The organism is Bradyrhizobium sp. HKCCYLRH2060, assembly GCF_051168135.1.
GTDB lineage: Bacteria > Pseudomonadota > Alphaproteobacteria > Rhizobiales > Xanthobacteraceae > Bradyrhizobium.
In genome coordinates this window covers 102,015-114,826 of record NZ_JBNPUK010000002.1, presented here as the reverse complement: position 1 = coordinate 114,826, position 12,812 = coordinate 102,015, and the positions used below count along the sequence as shown (strand labels likewise).

General features: G+C 65.6%; 7 protein-coding genes and 1 tRNA gene. 3 read left to right on the top strand and 5 right to left on the bottom strand.

What is annotated here, in order from left to right:
• Nucleotide 1: 1 nt before the first annotated feature.
• Together pbpC and ACQR10_RS04215 are read right to left on the bottom strand one after the other, a co-directional pair.
• A complete protein-coding gene (gene pbpC / locus ACQR10_RS04220; RefSeq protein WP_316215850.1) occupies nucleotides 2-2,224 on the bottom strand; it encodes a penicillin-binding protein 1C in 2,223 nt (740 codons plus the stop codon).
• Nucleotides 2,221-7,443 carry an alpha-2-macroglobulin family protein gene (locus ACQR10_RS04215; protein WP_316215851.1) on the bottom strand — a complete coding sequence of 1,741 codons (5,223 nt, stop codon included), beginning with the start codon at nucleotides 7,441-7,443 and terminating at the stop codon, nucleotides 2,221-2,223. Before ACQR10_RS04215 ends, pbpC begins: the two co-directional genes overlap by 4 nt.
• Nucleotides 7,444-7,918: 475 nt before the next feature.
• Between ACQR10_RS04215 and ACQR10_RS04210 the strand changes: the two genes are divergently transcribed.
• The 3 genes from ACQR10_RS04210 to ACQR10_RS04200 all read left to right on the top strand — a co-directional run bounded on the left by ACQR10_RS04210 (nucleotide 7,919) and on the right by ACQR10_RS04200 (nucleotide 9,432).
• Nucleotides 7,919-7,995, top strand: a tRNA-Arg gene (locus ACQR10_RS04210).
• Nucleotides 7,996-8,126: 131 nt separating this feature from the next.
• Entirely contained in the window at nucleotides 8,127-8,966 is an 840-nt protein-coding gene (locus ACQR10_RS04205; RefSeq protein WP_316215911.1) for an FkbM family methyltransferase, read from the top strand.
• A 304-nt stretch (nucleotides 8,967-9,270) separates the two neighbouring features.
• The gene (locus ACQR10_RS04200) at nucleotides 9,271-9,432 is read left to right on the top strand and encodes a hypothetical protein (RefSeq protein ID WP_315799902.1); all 162 of its coding nucleotides are present in this window, start codon (nucleotides 9,271-9,273) and stop codon (nucleotides 9,430-9,432) included.
• An 81-nt stretch (nucleotides 9,433-9,513) separates the two neighbouring features.
• Here the strand turns inward: ACQR10_RS04200 and ACQR10_RS04195 are convergent, their stop codons facing one another.
• From ACQR10_RS04195 to ACQR10_RS04185, 3 genes are all read right to left on the bottom strand, one after another.
• Complete coding sequence (locus ACQR10_RS04195; RefSeq protein ID WP_315799901.1) at nucleotides 9,514-9,726, bottom strand: hypothetical protein; 213 nt, start codon at nucleotides 9,724-9,726, stop codon at nucleotides 9,514-9,516.
• Between the two features lie 122 nt (nucleotides 9,727-9,848).
• Nucleotides 9,849-10,322: a hypothetical protein gene (locus tag ACQR10_RS04190; RefSeq protein ID WP_315799900.1), complete on the bottom strand. Its 474-nt coding sequence runs from the start codon at nucleotides 10,320-10,322 to the stop codon at nucleotides 9,849-9,851.
• Between the two features lie 149 nt (nucleotides 10,323-10,471).
• Complete coding sequence (locus ACQR10_RS04185; RefSeq protein ID WP_316215852.1) at nucleotides 10,472-12,508, bottom strand: acyltransferase family protein; 2,037 nt, start codon at nucleotides 12,506-12,508, stop codon at nucleotides 10,472-10,474.
• Between the last annotated feature and the right edge of the window lie 304 nt (nucleotides 12,509-12,812).

Below are 12,812 nucleotides of genomic sequence, written 5' to 3'. Positions count from 1 at the left end.
CTCACTGGATTCTGACCACAACTGTGTCCGCAGCGCCCGTGGCATCGATCACGGTGAGGCGGGCAAAGCCCGGCCCGGGCGGATCGATCAGGCGCTGGCGCCGGCTGTCGATCTCGCCGACGGCCAGTCCATTGACCAGCATGGTCAGCGGCAGCACGCCCCCGGACACTTTCACCGGCATCACCGAAGCCTCGCGTCCCGCGGATCGGTCGACATCGATGCGGGAGCCATTCAGCGGGAACTGAATGTGCGGCGCCTGCTCTGCGCCGGTCCGCACCAATTCCCCGACCGGCCGGAACCGGCGAAGGGGCATTGGCAACTTTGAATTGCTGGCGACAAGCGCCCCTTTGGGCGCCTTTGGCAGTGTCGCCGGCAGCTTGCCGCTGCGGGCAAAAGCGTCGAACAGGATCGGCGCCGCGGCGACGCGGCCGATCAGGCCGGGCACCGGCGCACCATCGGGCCGGCCGACCCAAACGCCGATCGTGATGCGGCCGTCGAAGCCGACCGACCAGGCGTCACGATAGCCGTAGCTGGTGCCGGTCTTGAAGGCGATCCGGTTCCGGGCTGCGTTTTCCGGCGGCGGCGTCCCCAGCAGCACGTTGCCGACCTGCCAGGCGGCCGCCGAGTCCATCAGCCGCATCGGCTCGCGGGCGTTATCCTGCGCACCGTCAGCCGTCATGATCTCGCGCAGCGGCCTGGTGGTGCCGAGCCGCGGAAAGCCGGTATAGAGCTGGGCGAGGTCCTGCAGGGTCACACCGACGCCGCCAAGGCCCATGGCGAGGCCCGGGGCCTCGTCCTTCGGCAGCACCAGATTGCCGCCCGCCTGCTTCAGCCGCGACGACAGCCGGCTGGCGCCGACGCGGTCCAGCAGCACGATCGCCGGTACGTTCAGCGACAGTTGCAGCGCCTTGCGCACCGGCACCGTGCCCTGGAACGTCATGTCGAAATTCTCCGGCGCATAGGAGCCGAAGCGCACCGGGCGGTCCTCGATCAGGCTCTCCGGGTGCACGAAGCCGTCCTCGAAGGCGAGCCCGTAGATGAACGGCTTCAAGGTCGAGCCGGGCGAGCGCACCGCGCGAGTCATGTCGACCTGCCCTGCCCGCTTCTCGTCGAAATAGTCGGCCGATCCGACATGGGCGAGCACGTCGCCGCTGTCATTGTCGACCACGATGATGCCGACCGAGACGTTTGGTCCCAATGCGATGGCGCGATCGCGCGCCAGCGGCTCCAGCACCTTCTGCAGCGAGGCATCCAGCGTAAGGCGGATCATCGGCTGACCCTTGACGGCCGCCGAGGCCTGGTCGGCGGCATGCGGCGCCAGGATCGGCATCGGCTTGCGGAAGGTAGGCACGGCTTGCGCCTTCGCCTGCGCCGCGTCCTCGGCGGAGATCACGTTCTCCGACACCATGCGGTCGAGCACGCGGTCCCGGCCGCGTCGAGCGGCCTCGGGATGGCGGTCGAGCCGGCGCGTCTCCGGTGACTGCGGCAGCGCCACCAAGAGGGCCGCTTCTGCCAGCGACAGCCGCTTCGGCTCCTTGCCGAAATATGCGATCGAGGCGGCGCGGATGCCTTCGAGATTGCCGCCATAGGGCGCGAGCGTCAGATAAAGATCAAGGATCTCGTCCTTGCTCTTCTGATGCTCGAGCTCAAGCGCGCGCACGATCTGCCTGAGCTTGGCGTGCAGCGAACGCTGCCGTCGCGGCTCCAGCAGCCGCGCCAGCTGCATCGTGATGGTCGAGCCGCCGGAGACGATATGGCCATGCGAGCCGAGCTGGATCGCGGCCCGCGCCAGCGCGCGTGGATCGACGCCGTGGTGGTCGTAGAAGCGCTGGTCCTCATAGGCGAACAGCAGCTTCAGATAGGTCGGATCGACGTCCTTCTTCGCGCTGACCGGCAGCCGCCAGCGCCCGTCCGCCATCGCATAGGCGCGCAAGAGCTTGCCGTGGCGGTCGACGACGGTGGTGGACAGCGCCTCGGCCTCGCGCAGCGGCAGCGGGCCGAGGGAGATGGCGTAGGCGGTGAGTGCGAGAACGATTGCAACGATCGACAGGAGCGTACACACCAACAGCCGTTTGACGCCCCGCCCCCTCCTCCCGTCATGGCCGGGCTTGTCCCGGCCATCCACGTCGTGCGGAGGCAGCGTGGGTGCCCGGGACAAGCCCGGGCATGACGGAGTATGTGGCTCCGTCCTGCGCCCATCACCGCTCGTTCCAGCCTCGCTCATTTCGCCGCGCGGACCTCCACGGACCCCGTCCCGGTCCGACCATAGCGCGACGGATTGTACATGTCCTCGACATAGGCCTGCGGCAGCACGTATTTGCCGGGCGACACCGCGCGCACGACGTAAGCGACCGTGAACACGGACTTGGAATCCGCGGCGCGGTCGAGCGCGGCGGTGAAGCGGTCGTCGCGGAACTCGGTATTGACCGGTTCCTGGCCGTCCTCGATCCAGTCGAGCGTTCCGCTGTCTCCCGACGACACCAGATGCGGATTGTCGATCTCCAGACCCGCCGGCAGATAGTCCGACACCATGATGTGCCCATATTCCGGCTTGGCCTCGGTAACCTTCAGCACGACAGCGAAACGGTCGTTCTGCTTCGCGGTTCTGATATCGGCCGGCTTGCCGTCAAGCGTGTGGTAGCCACGCTCGATCTTGAAGCCGTTCGAGGCGGCCGGTTCCGGCGTCAGGGGCGAGCCGGACACCGAAACCACCGCCTGCACCGGCGCCTCGCCGGTGTTGGTGATCTTCAGCGGCTGGCCTGACAGCTCCGTCGCCTTGTAGCTGCGGTACAGCGCCTGCTTCACCGCCTGGCCATTGACGTCCAGGGTCAGCGTCTCCTTGGCGAGCGCCCGTGCCGCCAGCACCATCCACGCATTCTCCTGCGTCGAGGTGTACGGCGTGAGCCCGCGCGCGGCTTCGACGCGGGCCACCGCCTGCGTCAAGGTCGCGCGCGGCGCATTGCCCTCGCCCGCCAGCGACACCAGTGCGGCGGCATCGCGGAGGTCGGAGCCGTAGTCGGTGCGGCCGAACACCAGCACCGGTTTCGGGGCGAGGCTGTCGGCGGCGGCGCCATAGACCCGCTCGGCGCGGGCGCGGTCACCGACCAGCGCGAGCGCGGCTGCGAGCTGCGCCTTGGCAATTGGAGTAGCCAGGTTGCCGAGCTTGGTGTCGGCGAGATAGCGCAGGTCGCCGATCGGCGCCGCGCCATTGCGCGCGAGCACGTAGAGGCCGTAGGCGAGGTCGCGGCCGCCGGTCTTCTCCGGCTCCTCGGCATTGACCACCGAGTTCCTGACGCGGTCGAGCGCGCTTTTGAACAGCACGTCGGGCACCGCAAAGCCCTTTTCGCGGGCGCGGGTCAGGAAGTCCGTCACGTAGGCGTCGAGCCAGGGATCATCGCCGCCGGCTGACCAGAGGCCGAACGAGCCGTTCGAGCCCTGCCGCGCCAGCAAGCGATCGATCGAGTCGCGGATGCGCTGATCGACCTCGGTGTCCATCGCCAGATGCGCGCCGGCCGCGAGCTCATTGACATAGAGCAGCGGCATCGCCCGGCTGGTGATCTGCTCCGAGCAGCCGTGCGGGTAGCGGTCGAGCGCCTTGAGGATCGTCGCCGCGTCGAGCGCGGTCGACAGTCCCGCCGACAGCGACACCGTGCCGGTGCCCGCCACGAGGTCGGAGAACATGTCCGACGTCAGCGTCAGGCTCTCGCCCTTGGCCAGCGTCCGGATCGAGCGCCGCGCCAGCACCTGCGTCGCCGGCTTGACGTCGAGCTGATAATGCCGCGCGAGGCTCAGCCCGTTCGGCCCCTTGATGTCGACGTCGAGCTGCGCCGTGCCGGTGCCCGAGGCGTCCAGCGGCAGGGTCGATGAGCCCCGCTGCTTGGCCGCGAGCTTCAACGTCACATTGGCATTTCCGGAGACCTTCACCGGACCGCTCGCCTTCACGGCCACGACATAGTCTCCGGGCGCGCCCTCGACATTGTCGACGTCGAATGACAGCGTGCCGCGGTCGCCCGACAGCAGGAAGCGCGGCAAGGTCGCGGTCAACACCACGGGATCGCGCACGGTGACATCGATGTTGGCACGGCCGACCTTGGTCGCGCTCCACGCCACCGCCATCACGCGCGCCGTGCCCGCGAACTCCGGAATGTCGAAGCTGACCTCAGCCGTGCCGTCCGGTCCGACGGTGACGATGCCCGAATACAGCGCCAGCGGTTTCTGCGTCGGCGGCGAGCCCTGCAGCTCGGCGCCGCCGGAGTCACCGCCGGACCGGATCTGGCCGCGCGTGCCCTGCATGCCGTCGATCAGCTGGCCATAGAGATCGCGGATCTCGGCCGAGAGCTGGCGCTGGCCGAGATAATACTCGTCCGGCGCCGGCGGCTTATAGTTGGTGAGGTTGAGAATGCCGACATCGACCGCCGCGATGACGATCTTGGCGTCCTCGCCGGGATTGAGGCCGCCGATCTTGACCGGGATCTTCAACGCCGAGCCCGGCCGCACCAGTGCCGGAGGTGTCAGCGCGACATTCAACGTGCGCGCCGACTTGTCGATGCCGAACCAGGCAACGCCGAGCGCGCGGCCCGGCATACGCTGCGCGGCCGCATCGAGCGGACGGCGCAAGGTCGTCACGACATAGGCGCCCGTGCCCCAGTCCCTGCCGACCGCGAGCTTGACCTGGTTGGTGCCTTCCTTGACCTCGGTGGTCTGCGTCGTCAGCAGCCGGTCGCCAAGCACGTTGACCGTGAGCTTGCCAGCGGTGCGCGCATTCACCGTCACCACCATGGTGTCGCCCGACTGGTACTGCGGCTTGTCGAGCGAGGTCTCCAGGAGGTCAGGCGTATCGGCGCTGCCCTCGGTGTACCAGCCGACGTCGAACTGCAGCGACGTCACTGGACCGTCGGCCTCGGCCGACTTGATGTCGAGCCGATAGCGTCCGGCCTCCGGCTGGAAGCTCAGCCGCGCCGGCTTGTTGGCAGCGATTGCGACGTCGCCGTCACCGACGCGTTTGGTCGACTTCACCGGCTCATACTCCCAATAGGAGTTCTGCCGGTACCATTGATAGCGCGACTCGATCTTCAGGAGCTCATAGCGCAGGCCATTGCGCGCTAGCGTCTTCCCCTCGGGCGAGACGAACACGATTTCGAACTCGGCCTTGTCGCCCTCGCCGACACTCTTGCCGGAAAACGACGGCTTGATGCCGATCTGCGCCGCCTTGGGCGCCACGGGGAGCACCAGCTTGCGCTCGACGGCGCGGCCGCCGGTCTCGGCCATGCGCACGAAGATCTGCGCCTCCTGCGGCCGGCTCGACGACGGCGGCTTCGGCAGGCTGACCAGGAAGGTCGCCGCGCCCTTGTCGTCGGTCTCGGGCAGCCCCTCGATCGGCGTGCGCTCGTTGGAGGCGCTCTCCTCGTCGGCGACGCCGAACTGATAGCCGGGGAAGCCCGGCCGCTCCGAGGCCGTGGTCACCAGCAGGTCGCCTTCAAGCTGCAGGCCGGAGGCCGGCGCACCATAGAGGAAATGGCCGTCGACCTTCACCTCCACCGGAGTCTCAGCCTTGATCTGCTTGTCCTTGGAGGACAAGTCGAATTCCAGCCGCTCGGGGACGTAGTCCTCGACCATGAACGTGGTCTCGCCGACCGCCGTCCCCTTCGGATCGGTGAAGGCGCGGACGCGATAGGTCCCGGTCGGCACTGCCAAGTTCAGCGCCACGCTGAACGAACGGCCGCCAGCGCCCTGATCCGGCAGCACGGCGCGGCGGAACTCGACGCCATCGGGACGCTCGACGACGAGCGTCAGCGGCGTGCCGGTCATGGCGTTGCCCTTGCCGTCGCGCAGCAGCGCGGTGAGGTAGACCGTCTCGTTGGAGCGGTAGACGCCGCGCTCGGAATAGACGAAAGCGTCTGGCCCCGTGGGCGCCTCGCGCCCGGCGACGCCGCGATCGGACAGGTCGAAGGCGGACGTCTTCAGGCTGAGGAAGGCATAGTCGGTCTTCTCGCCCGATACGGTCAGCATCGCCGGCGACAGCCCCCCCTCGCCACGCGCCAGGCCCGTCTCGAACAGCACGTGGCCGGCGTCGTCGGTCTTGCGCGTCGCCAGGATCTCGTTGTTGCGTGCCACCAGCCGCACCTCGGCGCGCGCGACCGGATCGGTCGAGGCCAGCGAATTGACGAACACGTGAATGCCGTCATTGCCGGAGAACGCGGCGACGCCGAGATCGGAGACGATGAACCATTGCGTCGCGAGCTGGCCGCCGCTGTCCTCGTCACTGTTGCCGCTGTTCGGGCCCTTCGGCGCGGCCGTGATCACATAGACGCCCGGCTGCATGTCGCTCAGCGCCTGGTCGACCGGGAAGGCAGTGGTGACGTCCTGGTTCAGGGTCATCGCGGTCGACAGCTCGCCGCTCCACACCTTCATGCCGCGCTCGTTGCCGAGATCGGTGAGCTGGTAGCTCGACAGCGGACGCTGGAAGTCGCTGTCGATGACGGTGTTGATCAGGTTGCGGTCGCCGATCCGGAACACGTTGATATTGACCGCGGGCGTGTTGACGCTGACCAGCGGAATGCCCTTCTGCCCGGTGCGCGGCAGCACATAGGCCTTGCCGGTGAAGCGCACGAACGGCTTGCGGTCGCGGACATAGATATTGAACTCGGCCGATTTCGGCAGGCTCTCCTTGACGCTAGAGGGCAGGCCGGCGCGCAGATTGATGTTGTAGCGCTCGCCATGCTTGAGTCCCTCGACGCAGAGCTGCTTGTCCTCCGAGGTCAGCGCCGGCTTGTCATTGCCGGCCTGTGCCACGAAGGGCGAAAAGTCGGTGCGCTTGGCCAGATCCTCGGAGAACTGGAAGCAGGCGCGCGGGCTCGCCGAGTCCGAATCCACGGTATAGTCGAGCAGCCTGAAGCCGTGCTCGTCGCGCATCCGCTCATACTGGCCGCGGACGTCGGCGACCTCACGGAGCTCGAGCGACATCCTGAGCGTATCCAGCGCCGGACGCCACAGCTTGCGCTCGGCCATGGTCTTTCCGAGCACCGCGAGCGCGTCGGCCTCCTCCCCGGCATTGCCGGCGCGCTGATAGGCGATGTAGGCCGCCGTCGAGGCGCGCTCGAGCAGGAAAGTCTGCTCCGACGAGTTGGCCGGCTTGATCTGGTTCAACACAGTGCGCGCCAGCCGCAGCCAGTTGCCGGAATCATCCGGCGCCGCGGTGGCGATCTGCCCGAGGATCTGCAGCCCGGTGCGCAGGTCGTTCCGGCGAAGCGCCGCGTCGGCGTCCGTGCGCAAGGTCGCCAGCGGCTTGTTCACCGCTCCCGCCTCGCTCTTGATCTGCGCCTCCAGCTTGATTGCGGCATCCGCCAGGTCGTCGCGCTTGAACGCCTTGTCGGCGGCGTGGGCAGAAGCAAGACCGAGCGCCATGATGGCGCAGAGGACGGCGGCGCGGACCAGACCGATCATGGGGCAGCTCCTTGGACGGCGATTTCGGCGGCTGTTCGGGACAAGCGGAGGGATGTCCGTGTTTGGCCGATTCGTGGCGAGAATGGACGCGAAATGGTGACGGACTGATGGCAAAGGTTGCAGTGGACCGCTGAGCGGCCCGTCGCAGGCGCGATCATCGGCATGCACATGCGACAGGAAAATCTGTTCATCGACGGGCAATTCACGGGACATGGCATACAGACAAGCCGCGGCGGCCGCTGATCCGACGCCGCTGACGCGCAAATGGGGCGATAGACCCACCTCCGCCTCCGCTTGGTCTCCCCGGGCCTCCGTCGGGTTCGGCCGCTCTTGGCGAAACGGAAGATTTTTCATATGACCCGTGCTATGGAAAGCGCGCTGGCCGGACGTCGCCCTCCGGCACCCATCCCATGACGCTCATCCTCCGGACGTTCATCTTGGGATGGTCACCCGGCGATGCTCGTCTCGCGACGACGGTCCCATAGCTCAACTGGATAGAGTAGCGGATTTCTACTCCGCGGGTTGCAGGTTCGAGTCCTGCTGGGATCGCCAATCGCCACGCCAGCGCCATCGTGGCGCCCCGCCGCTCGTTCATTTCGAAGCATCGCCGTGAGCGACAGGGCGTGCGCCACTAGGCTTGCCTTCGTTTGCCGGGCGCGTGGCCATGGCGTTGGGAGGCTCGGTTGGCGAAGCATGAGGCATCCCGGTTTCTGGTCAGAATCCTGCGGTCCCGATTCCGCGACCACAAGACGGAGCTGTCCGAGTTGCGGCGTCACATCCGGCGCGGCGACATCGTTTGCGACATCGGCGCCAACAAGGGCAGTTTTCTCTACTGGCTGGCACGGTGGTCGGCGCCGGGGCGGGTCGTCGCCTTCGAGCCCCAGCCGGATCTTGCCGAGCGATTGGCGCGGCTCTGTTCCCGGTTCTCGCTCGACAATGTCGTGGTCGAACCGCGCGCCGTCTATTCGTGCTCCAGCAGGAAAACCCTGTTCGTTCCCGAGGGGCATCAGCCCGGGGCCTCGCTGCTCCGGCCCGCCGAGACCTCGAGGGCGATCCAGGTGCAGACGACGTCGCTTGACGACTATCTCCCTGACATCGGAAACGTCTCTGCGATCAAGATCGACGTCGAGGGCGCCGAACTCGACGTGCTGCGCGGCGCCGAGCGCACCTTGCGCCGATGCCGGCCGTTGATCGTGGTCGAGTGCGACCGCCGCCTGGCGACGCTCGACAGGGTGAAGGAGACATTCTTGTTCCTGCGGGGTCTCGGCTATCAGGGCCAATTCCTGAGCCGCGGGAGATTGCTTCCGTTGTCTGCCTTCGACCCGGAAATCCATCAGCGCGCCGATGGCGAATGGTTCTGGAAGCGGAAGGACTATTGCAACAACTTCATCTTCAGGAGCGTGCGCGCGCCCATGTCCTATGACCGCGAAGCTTTCCTGGCTCCGATCGAAACCACTTCGCTGGGCGCACGAAGTCGTCTTGAAACAGACCCCCGGCATGTTGCCGAGCATCACGTCGACTGATGGGGGTTACCGATGTCCACGTTGCTGAGCTTCATTTTCGAGTCCTATTGCCTGAGCTGCCGGGCGATGTTTCCGGAGCTCGATACCGATCAATCGACCGTCGCTGAGTAGTACGCGCCAAACGGCAGGACTCGCGATCCGCGATTCCGCCGCGCGGGCCCAGCGGTTCTGCTTTAGATGTTCGCCTGCAGCCTGCGACGCAGGATGACCCGCGCGCATTAAGCTTTCCTCTTCAGCTTAACGCCGGCTTCCATTTGACGCCGGCGCCCTTCATCCGCCACGTCTGGGGCGATGGAGTTGCATCATGTTTGAATTGGCCATTTTGACCGCAATCTGTTTCATTGCCGTTGTCGCCCTCACGATCATCTACCAGCGGCGCCAGGACGTTTTGTACGGCCCCTACATCTCGGACGTCTCGTGGCCGACGGCGCTGCCCGACGACCGCATGGAGGCGTCCTCGTCCTGACCTGGACAGGCTCTCAGAAGCCCACTCCGCAGGCGCCACGATCACGTCAGGGAAAATTGGTGGCCGCTGGACCGTCCGGCTTCACAAGCCGATGCGCCCACCGGCCTCGTTGAGCAACGCATCGAGCCGATCCGGGCTCATGCTTTGTCCGCCCGGCGTTTCAATGCTGACGCAGGCGGCGCCGAGACGCAGATAGGCGTTGGCCGTAAGCAGCGCGTCCTGCGCGCTGCGGCACCTGATGGTGGCGATCGCGCTGGCGCTTTGGGCCCGTACGGTGAAGGACGCTGCGGCCATGTAGGGCTGGCTCGTCTGTAAGCGGCGGCTGAAATGAAGCCGAAGCTTATTCAGAGGAGCCCGACGGGATCATTGAGGTGGATCAAAGCCGCCAGCCGAAGACTTCGTTAAAGGCGCCCCGCTCAGCTCCGGTTCAGCGACAGGCTGATACGGGTGACGATGCCGTCCCAATCGCGTTCCCAGGCCCGGGGATAGTTGATCAGCACGCAGTGCACATAGCCCCCAACGAAGTTGCAGCGATTGTACCAGACGTAGTCGCCCTTATAGCTCGACACCGCGAAGAAGCGCGAGGTGACGCGCTTGTATTGGATGTTCGGCGGCGGGTTCTTCCTGGCGAGGAACCGCGCAGGTGACTCCTGCGCGTTGTTGGATATCGACTGCACGGTCAGATTGGCGCGGCCGTCGGCAGTCTGGAAGCGTTGGCCGTAGCCCTCGGGTTGGCCCGCCGTGTCCCTGAAGATCGAGACCGGAATGTCGACCGAGGTGCCGGTCTCCGGGATCCTGTAGGTGTTCCAGCGCACCGATTGGGCTGTCGCGGCGGTGCTCCAGCAGGCGGCGCACGCAAGCACTGCCATCGCCTTGATGATCGGATTCATGTGTGTCGTCCCGAACGGCTTGAGAAACCGATGACGTTGGACCACTTTCACGGCCGCGCGAAGGCAACGTCCGACATCAACGGCAGGGGAACGCACGACACTCGCCGAAGTTCATGGCTCCCGCAGGTCCCGTGCTCGGTCGCTTCCCATCATTGAATCCGGGACGGAGCGGGGTTCCGGGTTGCCGTCGGGCCGTCACCCGCCAGGATCTCGTTCGTCCCGGCCCCGGAGGGCTGCTCCAGTCTCTGCAAGAATGCATCCAGTTGCGGAGCGAGTTGCGAGACGACGAACCTCGAGCCTTCCGGGGTGAAATGGATGGTATCCCAAACGATCGGTGTTTCCGCGTCGATCGTCAGCGGACAACGCCTCTTGCTGCAAATCGTGCCGAGAATGGAAACGTATTGAACGAGCGGATACGCGCGGGCGATCTCTCGCAGACGATCGTCCGCCTCGAACGACGCATCTTTCGGCATCAGCGCATTGCCGATCGGGACGTGCGTCTGCTCATGGTTGAACAACGTCGACGCCAAGGGAGCTGGAAACTCGATCGAGGGACCGACGAGCAGAACTGGAACTCCCGTTTCCTGAGCGACCACCAGCAGCGCGTTCAAATAACCGTCGACGCGCCGTGCGGGGGGCTGGCCATAAGTTTCGAGATAGGCGCGCCAATTGCCGGAAAGAATGATGGCGTCAAAGCGGTGCGCCCTGATCTGATCGCGTAGCAGCTGATTGACGTCGTTACAGTTTCGCGAGCTGCGCAGCTTGAGCTCGACAAACGGCGGGCAGCCCCCTGACGTGAGCTGCAGAAGATGGTAGGCATCGGACGATAGGTAGCTGCGCAACGCCCAGGCATAATGCGCGGCAAGGCTGTCGCCGGCGAGCAGAATGTTGCGCTTGTTTGCAGCCGGCTTCAGGCACGCCTCGAAATCGTAGGCCGATGCCGGCTCATCGGGCTGCAAGAAGCAGCTATGCGCCCGATAGAACGGCTCCATCGTCCGGGAATCGTACCGGAGCATTCGCGCCTGTGATTGCGGGAAGCGATCGGCGTAGCCGTCATGCGCGACGCCGTGAATTCCGACCGCAACCAGGACGGCGGCAACGCCCGCGATCACCGGTGGGCCACGCACGCCGACCCACACGGTTCGCGCGCGCGCCGGCCGCTCGACGATGACATAGGAGAAATAGGCCAGCAGCAGCGAGCACAGTAGGAGTCCAGCCGTAGCGGCGGCTGAGGTCGCAACATCCAGCGGCAGCGCGGCCCTGCCGAGGACGAAAACCGGCCAGTGCCAAAGATAGAGCGAATAGGACAGACGACCGAGGAATGCTCCGATCTCGCTGAATGGCAGCCTGGGTCTGCCCTGCTCCTGATTGAACGCGACGATGTAGACCGCAGCACCGACACAGGGGATCAGCGCGTGCAATCCCGGGAAGCGGGTCTCTGCGCGGAAGGTGACCACGGCGAGCAGCATGGAGACCAAGCCCAAGGCCGCGAAAGCCAGGCGCGTCTCGCCTCTGACCGGTGACCATCGATGCAGGAAAAACGCAATGCTTCCGATCAAGAACTCCCAGGCCCGCAGCGGGGCGATGTAGAAGGCGGTCGAGGGCGATTGCTTGATCCAAAGCTCGTCGAGCACACACAGCGCGACCGTTCCGAGGATGACCAGCCCGAGTGACGGCTTCGACGTTGGGTCGGGAAACAGCCGGCTCCAGAGCCATGTCACGACCGGAAACAGGAAATAGAACTGCTCCTCCACCGACAATGACCAGGTGTGGATCAGAATCTTCCCGATCGTTGGCAGATCGAAATAGCCGGTCTGCGACCAGAAGAAGACGTTTGACGAAAACAGAACCGTGGAGATCGCGCTTCCGAAGAACATCCGGTAGTCGCCAGGAGGCGCCAAGAACCACGCGACCATCCCGGTGACGACGATCATCAGATAGAGCGCCGGAAGCAGGCGCCGCGCCCTTCGTTCGTAGAAGGCGATGAACGAAAAGGAATTGGATTGAATGCCGGTCCAGATGAGACGGGAGATCACATAGCCGGAGATGACGAAGAAGATATCGACCCCGACAAACCCCCCGCCAAAGCCTGGCAACTCGTAATGAAATCCAATGACCGAAATCACGGCGACGGCGCGCAGCCAATCGATGTCCGAACGGTACTCTAAAACCTTTGCACGCGTCATGCTGGCAGCCCGGGCGGGCCGTTCGCCCTAACAGGTTACCTGCTGACATACCGCCAAATGAATTGCAACGTGCAGAAACACACGAAAATACCGTTGATGGTTGGTGTATCCGAATTGCCGCACCTCAGGGGCCCATCATGCGGGATGCTGGAGGATCGCGGGCGCGGCCCGGCTCCCATTCGCCTGCGGCGTCATCCGCTTCGCATCAGGAGGGCGGCCGGTCGGGACATCCCGGTACTGAGATGGGACCGGTGATCGGAAGCTCGACAGGGCAGCGAGAACGCGCAGCATCCGTCCATGCCGT